The 14845-nt window shown below is 63.0% G+C and carries 15 protein-coding genes; 6 read left to right on the top strand and 9 right to left on the bottom strand.

Annotated features, from left to right (window positions below):
- Positions 1-98: 98 nt before the first annotated feature.
- The 3 genes from alr to dadA all read right to left on the bottom strand — a co-directional run bounded on the left by alr (position 99) and on the right by dadA (position 2888).
- Positions 99-1172: an alanine racemase gene (alr, locus tag C4K39_RS17880; protein ID WP_068577708.1), complete on the bottom strand. Its 1074-nt coding sequence runs from the start codon at positions 1170-1172 to the stop codon at positions 99-101.
- Positions 1173-1261: 89 nt separating this feature from the next.
- Complete coding sequence (locus tag C4K39_RS17875) at positions 1262-1615, bottom strand: RidA family protein (RefSeq protein WP_068577707.1); 354 nt, start codon at positions 1613-1615, stop codon at positions 1262-1264.
- Entirely contained in the window at positions 1590-2888 is a 1299-nt protein-coding gene (gene dadA, locus C4K39_RS17870; protein WP_068577706.1) for a D-amino acid dehydrogenase, read from the bottom strand. The genes C4K39_RS17875 and dadA overlap by 26 nt, the downstream gene beginning before the upstream one ends.
- A 155-nt stretch (positions 2889-3043) precedes the next feature.
- On the opposite strand from dadA, the gene C4K39_RS17865 reads away from it, so the two are divergent.
- Positions 3044-3532: an Lrp/AsnC ligand binding domain-containing protein gene (locus C4K39_RS17865; protein WP_011064210.1), complete on the top strand. Its 489-nt coding sequence runs from the start codon at positions 3044-3046 to the stop codon at positions 3530-3532.
- 6 nt (positions 3533-3538) lie between these two features.
- Here C4K39_RS17865 and C4K39_RS17860 read toward each other — a convergent pair whose 3' ends face one another.
- On the bottom strand, positions 3539-3892 hold the full coding sequence (locus C4K39_RS17860) for a YkgJ family cysteine cluster protein (RefSeq protein WP_068577704.1): 354 nt from the start codon (positions 3890-3892) through the stop codon (positions 3539-3541).
- A gap of 147 nt (positions 3893-4039) precedes the next feature.
- On the opposite strand from C4K39_RS17860, the gene C4K39_RS17855 reads away from it, so the two are divergent.
- On the top strand, positions 4040-5350 hold the full coding sequence (locus C4K39_RS17855) for an NAD(P)/FAD-dependent oxidoreductase (protein WP_068577703.1): 1311 nt from the start codon (positions 4040-4042) through the stop codon (positions 5348-5350).
- 43 nt (positions 5351-5393) lie between these two features.
- Here the strand turns inward: C4K39_RS17855 and C4K39_RS17850 are convergent, their stop codons facing one another.
- Positions 5394-5639 (bottom strand): DUF1127 domain-containing protein, encoded by a 246-nt coding sequence (locus tag C4K39_RS17850; protein WP_068577701.1) that lies wholly within the window; start codon positions 5637-5639, stop codon positions 5394-5396.
- A 178-nt stretch (positions 5640-5817) separates the two neighbouring features.
- On the opposite strand from C4K39_RS17850, the gene C4K39_RS17845 reads away from it, so the two are divergent.
- The gene (locus C4K39_RS17845) at positions 5818-7242 is read left to right on the top strand and encodes an aminotransferase-like domain-containing protein (protein ID WP_124347102.1); all 1425 of its coding nucleotides are present in this window, start codon (positions 5818-5820) and stop codon (positions 7240-7242) included.
- Positions 7243-7298: 56 nt separating this feature from the next.
- Entirely contained in the window at positions 7299-8861 is a 1563-nt protein-coding gene (locus C4K39_RS17840; protein ID WP_124347101.1) for a phospholipase D family protein, read from the top strand.
- Between the two features lie 3 nt (positions 8862-8864).
- Here C4K39_RS17840 and C4K39_RS17835 read toward each other — a convergent pair whose 3' ends face one another.
- A complete protein-coding gene (locus tag C4K39_RS17835; protein WP_124347100.1) occupies positions 8865-10016 on the bottom strand; it encodes an MFS transporter in 1152 nt (383 codons plus the stop codon).
- A 122-nt stretch (positions 10017-10138) separates the two neighbouring features.
- Positions 10139-11632 carry an aldehyde dehydrogenase gene (locus C4K39_RS17830; RefSeq protein ID WP_068577690.1) on the bottom strand — a complete coding sequence of 498 codons (1494 nt, stop codon included), beginning with the start codon at positions 11630-11632 and terminating at the stop codon, positions 10139-10141.
- Positions 11633-11871: 239 nt separating this feature from the next.
- On the opposite strand from C4K39_RS17830, the gene C4K39_RS17825 reads away from it, so the two are divergent.
- Entirely contained in the window at positions 11872-12234 is a 363-nt protein-coding gene (locus tag C4K39_RS17825; RefSeq protein ID WP_068577689.1) for a cupin domain-containing protein, read from the top strand.
- A 58-nt stretch (positions 12235-12292) separates the two neighbouring features.
- Here C4K39_RS17825 and rpmG read toward each other — a convergent pair whose 3' ends face one another.
- Together rpmG and rpmB are read right to left on the bottom strand one after the other, a co-directional pair.
- The gene (gene rpmG, locus C4K39_RS17820; RefSeq protein WP_003177274.1) at positions 12293-12448 is read right to left on the bottom strand and encodes a 50S ribosomal protein L33; all 156 of its coding nucleotides are present in this window, start codon (positions 12446-12448) and stop codon (positions 12293-12295) included.
- 11 nt (positions 12449-12459) lie between these two features.
- The gene (gene rpmB, locus C4K39_RS17815) at positions 12460-12696 is read right to left on the bottom strand and encodes a 50S ribosomal protein L28 (RefSeq protein ID WP_031320695.1); all 237 of its coding nucleotides are present in this window, start codon (positions 12694-12696) and stop codon (positions 12460-12462) included.
- A 522-nt stretch (positions 12697-13218) separates the two neighbouring features.
- On the opposite strand from rpmB, the gene C4K39_RS17810 reads away from it, so the two are divergent.
- A complete protein-coding gene (locus C4K39_RS17810) occupies positions 13219-14802 on the top strand; it encodes an ABC transporter substrate-binding protein (RefSeq protein WP_124347099.1) in 1584 nt (527 codons plus the stop codon).
- The last annotated feature ends 43 nt before the right edge of the window (positions 14803-14845 follow it).

Raw genomic sequence — 14845 nt, 5'->3', positions numbered from 1 at the left:
TTGTAATCGAGCGTTATCATGGCGACAGCGTTCAGTATTTACAACACTTGGCCCGGATTCCCCCAGGATAGGCGACTTTCGGCACAGCTCGCGCCATCTCAGCCTTCGCAGTACACCAACGGTACCCGGCGCAGGTTGCAGAAGAACTGGTAAGGGATGGTCCCAGCAGCCAGCGCCACATCGCTGGCCAGGATGTTCTTGCCCCACAACTCTACGGTCGACCCCAGGCCGGCCTGGGGCACATCGGTCAGGTCGATGCACAGCATGTCCATGGAAACCCGCCCCAACAGGCGGCTGCGCTGGCCAGCGACCAGCACCGGGGTCCCCGTTGGCGCATGGCGTGGATAACCATCGGCATACCCCATCGCCACCACACCGATGCGCATCGGCTTGTCAGTGATGAACTTGGCGCCATAGCCAATAGGCTCACCGGCAGGCAGCTCACGCACACAGATCACCTTCGACTCCAGGGTCATGACCGGCTGCAGGCGCTGGGCCACCGCATTGCTTTCCTCGAACGGCGTCGCCCCGTAGAGCATGATGCCCGGGCGCACCCAGTCGCTGGGCACATCCGGCCAGCCCATGAGCGCGGGCGAGTTGCGCAGGCTGACTTCGGCCTCCAGGCCTTCGCGGGCAGCCTCGAATACCGCGACCTGCTCGCTGCTGCTTTGACAATCCAGCTCGTCGGCGCGGGCGAAGTGGCTCATCAGCACGATTTTCTCGACCTTGCCGCTGGCCTGCAGCCGCTGGTAAGCGGCGTGATAGTCCTTGGGATGCAAACCCACCCGGTGCATGCCCGAATCCAGCTTGAGCCATACGGTCACAGGCTTGGCCAGCGTCGCCTGCTCGATGGCTTCCAGTTGCCACAGCGAGTGCACCACGCACCAGAAATCATGCTCGACGATCAGTGCCAGCTCGGAGGCCTCGAAGAAGCCCTCCAGCAGCAATACCGGAGCACGGATACCCGCCGCGCGCAGCTCCAGGGCTTCTTCGATGCAGGCTACGGCGAAGCCGTCGGCGCAATCCGCCAGTGCCTGGGCGCAACGCACCGCGCCGTGGCCGTAGGCATCGGCCTTGATCACCGCAAGGGCGCGAGCGCCCGAGACTTCACGGGCCAGTTGGTAGTTGTGACGCAGGGCTTGGAGATCGATCAGGGCACGGGCAGGGCGCATGGCGGCAGACTTCTAGGCGGTCATGGGAATAAAAACCGGCGCTGGCGGGCAGCGAACCGCCACCGGCGCCGGGAGAGGGATCTTGTCACTCAGGACACAGCGGCCACTACTGACATCTCGACGAGGATTTGCGGCTCGCAGAGCTTGGCCTGGACCGTGGCCCGGGCCGGAGCGACGCCCTTGGGCAACCACTGGTCCCAGACACTGTTCATGCCTTCGAAATGGGCGTCGATGTCCTTCAGGTAGATGGTTACCGACAACAACCGGGTCTTGTCGGTACCCGCCAGGTCCAGCAGGCGCTCGATATTACCCAGGGTTTCCCGGGTCTGCTGCTCGATACCGGCCTGCATGTCGTCCCCCACCTGTCCGGACAGGTAGAGCGTACCGCCGTGGACGACGATCTGACTCATGCGCTCATTAGTGAGCTGGCGCTGGATTGGCATGCTTAGCGGACTCCTGAGGGTTGCCATAACGGGAAATATCGAGACCTTCGGCACTGATCTGCGGCTTTTTCTTGGCCATCAGGTCCGCCAACAGGCGGCCCGAACCACAGGCCATGGTCCAGCCGAGGGTACCGTGGCCAGTGTTCAGGAACAGGTTGCGATACGGTGTGGCGCCAACGATCGGCGTACCGTCCGGGGTAGTGGGTCGCAGGCCGGTCCAGAAACTGGCCTGGGACAGGTCGCCGCCCTGAGGATAAAGATCGTTGACGATCATCTCCAGCGTTTCGCGCCGGCGCGGGTTCAGCGAAAGATCGAAACCGGCGATCTCGGCCATGCCACCCACCCGGATGCGGTCATCGAAACGGGTGATCGCGACCTTGTAGGTTTCGTCCAGGATGGTGGACGTCGGGGCCATCGCCGAATTGGTGATCGGCACCGTCAGCGAGTAGCCCTTGAGCGGGTAGACCGGAGCCTTGATGCCCAGCGGCTTGAGCAGTTGCGGTGAATAGCTGCCCAGCGCCAGCACGTAGCGGTCGGCGGTTTCCAGCTTGCCGTCGATCCACACACCGTTGATCCGGTCACCGGCAAAATCCAGGCGCTGGATGTCCTGGCCAAAACGGAACTCGACGCCCAGCTTGGTGGCCATCTCCGCCAACCGAGTGGTGAACATCTGGCAGTCGCCGGTCTGGTCGTTGGGCAAGCGCAGGGCACCGGCGAGGATATCGGTGACGCTGGCCAGGGCCGGCTCGACCCGGGCAATACCGTCGCGATCCAGCAATTCGAAAGGCACACCGGACTCCTTGAGCACGGCGATGTCCTTGGCCGCACCGTCGAGTTGTGCCTGGGTACGGAACAATTGAGTGGTGCCCAGGCTGCGGCCTTCATAGGCAATGCCGGTCTCCGCCCGCAGTTCGTCGAGGCAGTCACGGCTGTATTCGGACAAGCGCACCATGCGCTCTTTGTTCACGGCGTAGCGGCTGGCGGTGCAGTTACGCAGCATCTGCGCCATCCACAGGTATTGATCCATGCTGGTGGTGGCCTTGATCGCCAGCGGCGCATGGCGCTGCAACAGCCACTTGATGGCCTTGAGCGGAACACCCGGAGCGGCCCAGGGCGAGGCATAACCTGGCGATACCTGGCCGGCGTTGGCGAAGCTGGTTTCCATGGCAACGGCAGGCTGACGGTCCACCACGGTCACTTCGAATCCGGCTTGAGCCAGATAGTAGGCACTGGTGGTTCCGATAACGCCACTGCCCAAGACCAGAACGCGCATTTTCATATCCTCATCGCGGCTGACCGCCGCCGGTTGTTATTCGAAGCAAAGATGCGCGCAGTGTAAGAAACATCAGGCAGTGATTTTCACTATATAACCGCCTATATTTGGCGAGAATTCTCGGCAATATCGCTTTTCACGGAGGGGCATCCCCTATGAGAACCAACCACCAGACCCGCCGCGCCCTGGACAAGATCGACCGCAACATCTTGCGCATCCTGCAGGCCGACGGACGCATTTCCTTCACCGAGCTGGGGGAACGGGTCGGGCTCTCCACCACGCCCTGCACCGAACGGGTGCGGCGCCTGGAGCGCGAGGGGATCATCATGGGCTACAACGCTCGCCTCAACCCGCAGCACCTCAAGGGCAGCCTGCTGGTCTTCGTCGAGATCAGCCTGGACTACAAGTCCGGCGACACCTTCGAGGAGTTCCGCCGGGCGGTGCTCAAGCTGCCCCATGTGCTGGAGTGCCACCTGGTATCCGGCGACTTCGACTACCTGGTCAAGGCGCGGATTTCTGAAATGGCTTCGTATCGCAAGCTCCTGGGGGACATCCTGCTCAAGCTGCCCCACGTCCGCGAATCCAAGAGCTACATCGTGATGGAAGAAGTGAAGGAAAGCCTGAGCCTGCCGATTCCCGACTGAAGAGGGCTAGACCAGCACCTGGCGCTGGCTGGCCATGTAGTCGTGGATCTGCTTCTCGACCTGCGGATGGATCAGCTCCACCGGGCGCCGGCCATTGGGGCATGGCAGGCTCGGCGTGGTGCCGAACAAGCGGCAGATCAGCGGACGCTCGTCATACACCGTGCAGCCTTCGGGCCCCAGGTGCACACAGTCGAGCTCTGCCATGGCCGCGTCCTGCTCCGCCGCGGTCTTGCGTGGCAGCCGGGACATTTCTTCCGGGGACGTGGTGACCGGGCCGCAGCAGTCGTGGCAGCCGGGCACACACTCGAAGGAAGGAATCTGCTGGCGCAGGCTACGGACGATCTGGCGGTTACAGCTCATTAAAAGGCCTACAGGCGCGTGGACGGCCGTTAATTCTGCCTTAAATCCCCCCGCCAGGTCAGCGCCGACCGCCCTGCGGTTGCTCCGCCGGAAAGGCGCGGATTATCCTCCGTGCATTTTCCAGACCCGATCAGGACGACGCCCTTCATGCCCGCCAGCCTCCAGCACGCCGCCAGCGACCGGCACCCCGCCTCCTACTACGCCGCCAGCAGCCTGCCGCAACCGGACTACCCGGCCCTGAGCGGCGAGCAGATCGCAGACGTGTGCGTGGTCGGTGGCGGCTTCTCGGGGCTCAACACCGCACTGGAGCTGGCCGAACGCGGGTTCAGCGTGGTCCTCCTGGAGGCTCGCCAGATCGGCTGGGGTGCCAGTGGACGCAACGGCGGCCAACTGATTCGGGGCGTCGGTCACGGCCTGGAACAGTTCACCAAGGTAATCGGTAGCGAAGGCGTGCGGCAGATGAAACTCATGGGCCTGGAGGCGGTGGAGATCGTCCGCCAGCGCGTCGAGCGCTTCCAGATTCCCTGCGACCTGACCTGGGGTTACTGCGACCTGGCCAACAAGCCCGCCGAACTCGAGGGGTTTGCCGAAGAGGCCGAAGAACTGCGCAGCCTCGGCTATCGCCACGAGACCCGCCTGCTGCAGGCCAATGAAATGCACAGTGTGGTGGGCTCCAAGCGCTACGTCGGCGGCCTGGTCGACATGGGCTCCGGCCACCTGCATCCGTTGAACCTGGCCCTGGGCGAGGCCCAGGCCGCCGAACGGCTGGGGGTGCGCCTATTCGAGCATTCGCAGGTGACTCGCATCGACTACGGCGCCGAGGTCAAGGTGCATGCGGCACGCGGCACGGTGCGCGCCAAGACCCTGGTGCTGGGCTGCAACGCCTACCTCAACGACCTCAACCCGCAACTGGGTGGCAAGGTCCTGCCGGCCGGCAGCTACATCATCGCCACCGAGCCCCTGAGCCCGGAACAGGCCCACGAACTATTGCCGCAGAACATGGCCGTCTGCGACCAGCGTGTAGCCCTGGACTACTACCGCCTTTCGGCCGATCGCCGCCTGCTGTTCGGCGGCGCCTGCCATTACTCGGGACGCGATCCCAAGGACATTGCCGCCTATATGCGACCGAAGATGCTGGAGGTCTTTCCACAGTTGTCCGCCGTGAAGATCGACTACCAGTGGGGTGGGATGATCGGCATCGGTGCCAACCGCTTGCCGCAGATAGGCCGCCTCAAGGACCAGCCCAATGTGTATTACGCCCAGGCCTACTCCGGCCATGGAGTGAATGCCACGCACCTGGCGGGCAAGCTGCTGGGAGAAGCCATCGGCGGCCAGCACGGTGGCGGTTTCGATCTGTTCGACAAGGTGCCGCACATCACCTTCCCCGGCGGCAAGCACCTGCGCTCGCCGCTGCTGGCCCTGGGCATGCTCTGGCACCGCCTCAAAGAGCTGGCCTGATCGCCGCCCCAGGCCAGGGCACACAGGCCCTGGCCGATCGCGGTTACTGGCGCCAGAAGGGCTTGAGCCCCTCCTCTCGGGCTTCGTCGGGACTCAGGCCGACATCCCGCAACTGCTCGGCAGACAGCTCCAGCAAGGCTCTACGGGTACGCAGCCGATGCCAGTACAGACCCCAGCGGCCCAGGCAGGACGGCGCGGAGCGCGACGACGCCCTTCCTGCCGTTTGCTCCTGTTCAGCCACCAGTTCCTGACCATGTAACGACAGCCGCACATCGCTCAAGCCGTTCATTTGCATTGCTCCTGTTGCTCAAGTTGCCATGAGCCGACATGATGCGTGGCAAGCAAAATCCAATACAGACCCAAAGCACCTGTATTAACTCCATACAGATTTCACTGAAATACGCCTGAATCCTGTATTTAGACCCTATCTGTACTGGTCATCACGGCCACCACTACGAGTCAATGCCATGACCCTCTATGTGAATCTCGCCGAACTCCTGGGCACCCGTATCGAACAGGGCTTCTATCGCCCGGGTGATCGCTTGCCGTCGGTACGCGCCCTGAGCGTCGAGCATGGGGTCAGCCTGAGCACCGTGCAGCAGGCCTATCGCCTGCTGGAAGACAACGGCCTGGCGATGCCCAAGCCCAAATCCGGGTACTTCGTCCCCCACAGTCGCGAGCTGCCCGCCCTGCCCGCCGTAGGACGACCGGCGCAGCGTCCGGTGGAAATTTCCCAGTGGGACCAGGTGCTGGAACTGGTCCGCGCGGTGCCGCGCAAGGATGTCGTACAGCTGGGACGCGGCATGCCGGACATCACCACGCCGACCATGAAGCCACTGCTGAGGGCCCTGGCCCGGCTCAGCCGGCGACAGGACATGCCCGGGCTGTATTACGACAACATCTACGGCGTGCTGGAACTGCGCGAGCAGATAGCACGGCTGATGCTCGATTCCGGCTGCCAGGTGGGGGCCAATGACCTGGTGATCACCACCGGCTGCCACGAGGCGCTGTCCACCAGCATCCGCGCCATCTGCGAGCCCGGGGATATCGTCGCCGTGGACTCGCCGAGCTTCCACGGCGCCATGCAGACCCTCAAGGGCCTGGGCATGAAGGCCCTGGAGATCCCCACCGACCCGGTCAGCGGCATCAGCCTGGAAGCCCTGGAGCTGGCCCTGGAACAGTGGCCGATCAAGGCCATACAGTTGACCCCGAACTGCAACAACCCCATGGGCTACATCATGCCCGAGGCCCGCAAGCGCGCCCTGCTGACCCTGGCCCAGCGCTTCGACGTGGCGATCATCGAAGACGATGTGTATGGCGAGCTGGCCTACACCTACCCGCGCCCACGGACCATCAAGTCCTTCGACGAAGACGGCCGCGTCCTGCTGTGCAGCTCCTTTTCGAAAACCATGGCGCCCGGCCTGCGCATCGGCTGGGTCGCGCCGGGCCGCTACCTGGAGCGCGTGCTGCACATGAAGTACATCAGCACCGGCTCCACCGCCCCACAACCCCAGATCGCCATCGCCGAGTTCCTCAAGGCAGGACATTTCGAACCGCACCTGCGCAAGATGCGCAGCCAGTACCAGCGCAACCGCGACATGATGCTCGATTGGGTCAGTCGCTACTTCCCTGCCGGTACCCGGGCCAGCCGCCCACAAGGCAGCTTTCTGCTATGGATCGAACTTCCCGAGAGCTTCGATGCTCTGAAGCTCAACCGTGTCCTGCTGGAGCAAGGCGTACAGATCGCCGTAGGCAGCATCTTTTCCGCCTCGGGCAAGTATCGTAACTGCCTGCGGATGAACTACGCTGCCAAGCCAACCGCGCAGATCGAAGACGCGGTACGCAAAGTCGGTGCCGCGGCCATCAAGCTGCTGGAGCAATCCCAGGACTGACGCCCGGCCTTCGCCGCCACCCATGCCAACCGTGCCGTCATGCGAGATGCCCCCACTTGAGCCCTAAACAGGCACTTCCCCTGCTCCTGCTGCTGGGCCTCCTGGCTGGCTGCGCCACCTCGCAGGTGCCGTACCGGCCCAGCCAGGTCCTGCCTGCCAATGACTCGGGCTTCGCCCAGTCGATCCGCGACCAGGCCGCCGCCCACCAGGGGCGCTCTGGCTTTCGCCTGCTTCCCAACAGCACCGAGGCCTTCATGGCCCGCGCCGAGCTGATCCGCAACGCGCAAAGCAGCCTCGACTTGCAGTACTACATCGTCCATGACGGCATCAGCACGCGGATGCTGGTGGACGAATTGCTCCAGGCCGCCGACCGTGGCGTGCGCATACGCATCCTGCTGGACGACACCACCAGCGACGGCCTGGACCAGATCATCGCCACCCTGGCCGCCCATCCACAGATCCAGATCCGCCTGTTCAACCCACTGCACCTGGGGCGCAGCACCGGCCTCACCCGGACCATGGGCCGCCTGTTCAACCTCTCGCAACAACACCGGCGGATGCACAACAAGCTATGGCTGGCCGATAACAGCGCGGCCATCGTCGGCGGACGCAACCTTGGAGACGAGTACTTCGACGCCGAGCCGAACCTGAACTTCACCGATATCGACATGCTCAGCATGGGGCCGGTGGCCGAACAGCTGGGCCACAGTTTCGACCAGTACTGGAACAGCGCCCTGAGCCGGCCGGTGGAAGAGTTCCTGTCCCATGCGCCCTCGGCAGGCGACCTGCGCAACACTCGCCTGCGCCTGGAGGAATCACTGCAGGACAGTCGTCGGCAAAACCAGGCCCTGTACCGCCAACTGATGACCTACCAGCGCCAACCCCGCATGCAGACCTGGCGCAAGGAACTGATCTGGGCCTGGAACCAAGCCCTGTGGGACGCTCCCACCAAGGTACTGGCCAAGGGCGACCCCGATCCGCACCTGCTGCTGACCACCCAGCTGGCACCGGAGCTCAAGGGTGTCAGCAAGGAACTGATCATGGTCTCGGCCTACTTCGTCCCCGGCCAGCCCGGGCTGGTGTACCTGACTGGGCGTGCCGACGCCGGGGTCTCGGTGAGCCTCCTGACCAACTCCCTGGAGGCGACCGACGTCCCCGTGGTCCATGGCGGCTACGCGCCCTATCGCAAGGCGCTGCTGGAGCACGGGGTGAAACTCTATGAACTGCGCCGTCAGCCCGGAGAGCGTGGCGGCAGCGGCCCACGACTGTTCCATGGCGTGCTGCATGGGTCCGACTCCAGCCTGCACAGCAAGGCGATGATCTTCGACCAGCGCAAGAGCTTCATCGGCTCATTCAATTTCGACCCGCGCTCGGTGCTGTGGAACACCGAGGTCGGGGTGCTGGTGGATAGCCCGGAGCTGGCCGGCCACGTCCGCGACCTGGCCCAGCAAGGGATGGCGCCGAGCCTGAGCTACGAGGTCAAGCTGGAAGACGGCAAGCTGACCTGGGTCACCGAGGACCAGGGCCGACTGCATAGCCTGGATCACGAACCCGGCAACTGGTGGCGCCGGATCAATGCCTGGCTGAGCACCCGCATCGGCCTGGAACGCATGCTGTAGTCGCTACAGGGCCTGTGCCTGGGGACTGCCGAAGGCGCCTTGTCGCAGCAGCAGGAGCAACAGCCCGAAGGCACCCGCCGCCACCAGCAGCATCATGGCATGGCCACTGACCCACTGGCTGCCCGCCCCCGCCACCAGCGGGCCGATCAGGCAGCCAATGCCCCAGAGCTGGGCCACATGGGCATTGGCCCGAACCAGGGCATCGTCACGATAGCGTTCGCCGATCAGGATCAACGAAAGGGTGAACAAACCTCCCGCGCTGGCCCCGAACAGCACCCACAGCGGCCAGATCAGCCAGCGGCTATCCAGTAACAGGGGAATGGCCAGGCTGGAGCACAGCAGGACCACCACGCAGCCGGTGAACAAGCCACGCCGCGACACTCGATCGGCCAGGGCCCCGATGGGCAACTGCAGCAGGGCATCGCCCACCACCACGGTACTGACCATGGCCAGGGCGATGTCCTGGCTGAAACCCTGGCTCAGGCAATACACCGGCAACAGGGTGAGAATCAGCGCTTCGAAGGTCGCGAACAGCGCCACTGCCCAGCCAATTGCCGGCAGCGTCTGGCAAAAGCGCCAGAGATCCACCAGGGTCACGCTGCATGATTCGGTGGCCGGTGCGCCGCTGCGACCCAGCAGGAGCAAGGGCGCCACCGCCAGCAAGCCCACCGACACCCAGAAGCCGTAGTCATGCTCGGTACCCAGCACGCCCAACAGCAAGGGACCGGCCAGCTGGCTCAAGGCATAGCTGCTGCCATAGAGCGCGACCAGGCGCCCGCGCCATTGCTCCACCACCAGTTGGTTGATCCAGCTTTCCCCGAGCACGAAGATGATGGTCAGCACCATGCCCAGGACCAGGCGCAACACCAGCCATACCGGGTAGCTGGGTAGCAGCGCCAGCAGGCCGATGGACAAGGCTCCTGCCCACAAGCACAGGCGCATCAGGTTGGCGGTACCAAGACGAGCCGCCAGGCGACTGGAAACCTTCGCGCCGAGCAGCACCCCGATAGCCGGCATCGCCGCCACCACACCAATGGCAAAAGGCCCATAGCCCCAGCCCTCCAAGCGGAAGGACACCAGCGGCATGGTCATGCCCAGGGCCAGCCCTACGCTCAGGACGGCGGACAAAACGGCGAAATAGGTCGCCCAACGCATTTCCACGCTCCTGTGGATCATTGTTCTGCAAGGCATAGACAACACAGCCGGACTCCCCATGCGGAGAGTCCGGCTGCGCTGCGATCGATCGCCCCTTGAGGGGCGGGCTTACTGGCGAGGATTCAGAGCTTGATCCAGGTCGCCTTCAGCTCGGTGTACTTGTCGAAGGCATGCAGCGACTTGTCACGACCGTTGCCCGATTGCTTGAAGCCACCGAACGGCGCAGTCATGTCGCCACCGTCGTACTGGTTGACCCAGACACTACCGGCGCGCAAGGCACGAGCGGTCTGGTGGGCCTTGGAGATATTCGCGGTCCACACTGCGGCGGCCAACCCGTAAGGGGTATCGTTGGCGATCTGGATCGCCTCCTCCACCGTATCGAAGGCAATGACCGACAGCACCGGGCCGAAGATTTCTTCCTGGGCGATCTTCATCGCATTGCTGACACCGTCGAAGATCGTCGGCTCGACATAGGTGCCGCCGGTCTCTTCCAGGGTGCGCTTGCCACCGACCACCAGCTTGGCACCATCGGCATGACCGGCCTCGATGTAGGACAGCACGGTGTTCATCTGCTGGGTATCCACCAGCGCCCCGACATTGGTGGCCGGGTCCAGCGGGTTGCCCGGTTTCCAGCCCTTGAGGGCGTCGATTACCAGCGGCAGGAATTTGTCCTTGATGGAGCGCTCCACCAGCAGGCGGGAACCTGCGGTGCAGACTTCGCCCTGGTTGAAGGCGATGGCGCTGGCTGCCGACTCGGCGGCGGCCTGCAGGTCCGGGGCATCGGCGAACACGATGTTCGGGCTCTTGCCGCCCGCCTCGAGCCAGACGCGCTTCATGTTCGACTCGCCGGAGTAAACCAGCAGTTGCTTGGCGATCTTGGTGGAGCCGGTGAAGACCAGGGTGTCCACGTCCATGTGCAGGGCCAGGGCTTTGCCGACGGTATGGCCGTAGCCTGGCAGCACGTTGAACACGCCGGCGGGAATCCCGGCTTCCACCGCCAGGGCGGCAATGCGGATCGCCGTCAGCGGTGACTTTTCCGACGGCTTGAGGATTATCGAGTTACCGGTGGACAGCGCAGGTCCCAGCTTCCAGCAGGCCATCATCAACGGGAAGTTCCACGGCACGATAGCGGCGACTACGCCCACCGGCTCGCGGGTGACCAGGCCCAGCTGATCATGGGGGGTTGCGGCGACTTCGTCATAGATCTTGTCGATGGCCTCGCCGCTCCAGCTCAGGGCCTGCGCCGCGCCGGGGACATCGATCTCCAGGGAGTCGGTGATGGGCTTGCCCATGTCCAGGGTTTCCAGGAGGGCCAGCTCCTGGGCATGTTGCTTGAGCAAACCGGCGAAACGGATCATCACCGACTTGCGCTTGGCCGGGGCCAGGCGTGACCAGACACCGGAGTTGAAGGTGGCGCGGGCGTTTTCCACTGCGCGCTGGGCGTCTGCCGCATCGCAGCTGGCGATGGTGGCCAGCACACGGCCGTCGACCGGGCTGATGCATTCGAACGTTTGATTGGAAGCGGATGCGGTGTATTCACCATTGATATACGCGCGGCCTTCGATCTTCAGTTCACGGGCGCGTTGTTCCCAGTCGGCACGAGTCAGGGTGGTCATGCGAGTAGCCTCCTCTTATTTTGGATGCAAGCGCCGCGCATATGGCGCTGGCACTCTTGAAGAATTCTGCCCGGCCAGCCTGTTTTCGGCCCAAGGCACCCGCCACCCTAAACCAGCGGGACCTGCACTTTCAATATATTTGACAGAGCCCCGGCAAAGCGGATTGCTATGTGCATTTTAATAAACATAGACTCTGCCCTTCATAGCCACTCGCGCCGCAATCACGGGGGAATACAAGAATGAGCATCCACAACGTCGTCGACTTCAGCCAGGCCAACACCGAGGTCGAACGCTACCGGCCCGCCGCACAAAAAATCCTCAAGGGCGACCCCGAGCAAGCGGTGCTCAACCACTACGCCAGCCCCTGCGGCCAACTCAATGCAGGAGTCTGGGAAGGCGCCGTGGGCCAGTGGACGGTGGACTTCACCGAGCATGAGTACTGCGAGATCCTGCAGGGCGTATCGGTACTGCGCGACAGCGACGGCAATGCCAAGACCCTGCGCGCCGGCGATCGGTTCGTGATTCCGGCCGGCTTCAAGGGCACCTGGGAAGTGCTGGAGCCCTGCCGCAAGGTCTACGTGGCCTTCGAACAGAAAGCCTGAATCGCAGGCACAAAAAAACCCGCTTGAAGGCGGGTTTTTTTGTCAGAAGAAAAATCAATTACTTGATTTTGCCTTCTTTGTAGATCACGTGCTTACGAACAACCGGATCGTATTTCTTGATCTCGATTTTGTCCGGAGTAGTACGCTTGTTCTTGTCGGTAGTGTAGAAGTGACCAGTACCGGCGCTCGAGATCAAACGAATCAATTCACGCATGATTAGCTCCCTTAAACCTTGCCGCCATCGCGACGGATGTCGACCAGAACGGCGTCGATACCGCGCTTGTCGATGATGCGCATGCCTTTGGCAGATACGCGCAGACGCACGAAACGTTTCTCGGACTCAACCCAGAAGCGGTGATGCTGCAGGTTCGGCAGGAAACGACGACGGGTTTTGTTGTTTGCGTGGGAAATGTTATTCCCAGTCACCGGACCCTTACCGGTAACTTGACAGACTCTAGACATGCCTCAGCCCTCTAAAACCACATGCCCAACCCGGCATGGGTTGGCCGCTTAATCTCTCAGTCATTTGGCGCCAGGCGCCGCGTTTCTTTAGGGTCTTACCGGCTACACCTACAAGTGCAAGGAACCGGGCCCCTAGAAAAGAGCGCTGCTTTATACCAGAAAGACCCAATAGCAACAACAGCCGTGGTGTTCTGGATGACGAAAAGTCCTGAATTTCTTGCGCCGGACGCTTGCGGCAAAGGCTACCGCAGAAAACTACCGCTCGTCGCTGAATAGTTTTCAGCATCCTCCAGCCCATCACAAAACCGGATCACCAGCGATACAACGCCTCCTGGAAGACCTTTCCGGCACAGCCAAAAGGCCTCGCGCGATCGCCTGGCCGCGGTCCTTGCACGACTGCGAACGACAGGGATCGGTGGCGGATGCAAAAGGAGATAGTCATTTCTCCACGAGGCCACTAGGGTAAGGCCATTCCAGACTGCACTCGCAGATGGGCTTTCGATCTGCACAAGGAACCCGACCATGCGTCTCGCCGCCCTCCCGCTCCTGCTCGCCCCTCTCCTGAGCCCACTGGCCCAGGCCGCCACGCTGAGCGTCTGTACCGAAGCCAGCCCGGAAGGCTTCGACGTGGTGCAGTACAACTCGCTGACCACCACCAATGCTTCCGCCGACGTATTGATGAACCGCCTGGTGGAATTCGATGCCAGCAGCGGCAAGGTGGTCCCCAGCCTGGCCGACAGCTGGGAGATTTCCAGCGACGGCCTGACCTACGTGTTCAGGCTGCATCCAAAAGTGAAGTTCCATCGCACCGACTACTTCACCCCCAGCCGCGAACTCACCGCCGAGGACGTCAAGTTCAGCTTCGAACGGATGCTCGATCCGGCACAGCCGTGGCATCAGGTCGCCCAGAGCGGTTTTCCCCATGCGCAATCGCTGCAACTGCCCGGCCTGATCAGGAAGATCGACGCCCTGGACCCGTTGACGGTACGTTTCACCCTGGATCACGCCGACTCGACCTTCCTCGCCACCCTGAGCATGGGCTTTGCCTCTATCTATTCGGCCGAGTACGCCGACCAGTTGCTCAAGGCCGCCAGCCCAGAGAAGCTCAACAGCCAGCCCATCGGCACCGGCCCATTCATCTTCAGCCGGTTCCAGAAGGATGCGGCGATCCGCTACAAGGCCAACCGCGACTACTTTGCCGGCAAGCCCACCGTGGATTCGCTGATCTTCGCCATCACCCCGGATGCCAATGTGCGCCTGCAGAAACTGCGGCGCAACGAATGCCAGATCGCCTTGTCGCCAAAACCCCTGGACGTCCAGGCCGCCAGTACCGACCCGACCCTCAAGATAGAGCACACCGCTGCGTTCATGACGGCTTTCGTTGCCATCAATAGCCAGCACCCACCCCTGGACAAACCCGAAGTACGCCAGGCGATCAACCTGGCATTCGACAAGGCCAATTACCTCAAGGCGGTATTCGAAGGCACCGGCGAAGCGGCCAATGGTCCCTATCCGCCTAATACCTGGAGCTACGCCAAAGAGCTGCCCGGCTACGCCTTCGATCCAGAGAAGGCTCGCCAACTGCTGGCCAAGGCCGGCCTGAAGAGTGGGTTCCAGACCACTATCTGGACTCGCCCCTCTGGCAGCCTGCTCAACCCCAACCCGAGCCTGGGCGCGCAAATGCTGCAATCGGACCTGGCACAAGTGGGGATCCAGGCGGAAATCCGCGTGATCGAATGGGGCGAGCTGATCCGCCGGGCCAAGGCCGGCGAGCACGACCTGCTGTTCATGGGCTGGGCCGGCGACAACGGCGACCCGGATAACTTCCTTTCGCCACAGTTCACCTGCGCGGCAGTCAAATCCGGCACCAACTTCGCTCGCTATTGCGACCAGAACCTGGACAAGTTGATCACCGCCGGCAAGACCACCAGCGAACAGGGCGTACGCAGCAAGCTGTACCAGCAGGCCCAGATCCAGATCCAGCAGCAGGCACTGTGGCTGCCCCTGGCCCACCCAACCGCCTTTGCCCTGACCCGCAAGCAGGTCCAGGGTTATCAGGTGAGCCCATTCGGCCGACAGGATTACTCCAAGATCAGCCTCCAGTGACTCCAGTCCGCCAGCGGCAGGCCCCTCAGCCCCGGGCTTGCCG

This window comes from Pseudomonas sessilinigenes (assembly GCF_003850565.1).
GTDB classification, from domain to species: Bacteria; Pseudomonadota; Gammaproteobacteria; order Pseudomonadales; family Pseudomonadaceae; genus Aquipseudomonas; species Aquipseudomonas sessilinigenes.
Note: the sequence above shows the minus strand (reverse complement) of the source record. Positions and strands in the feature narration are given on the sequence as shown.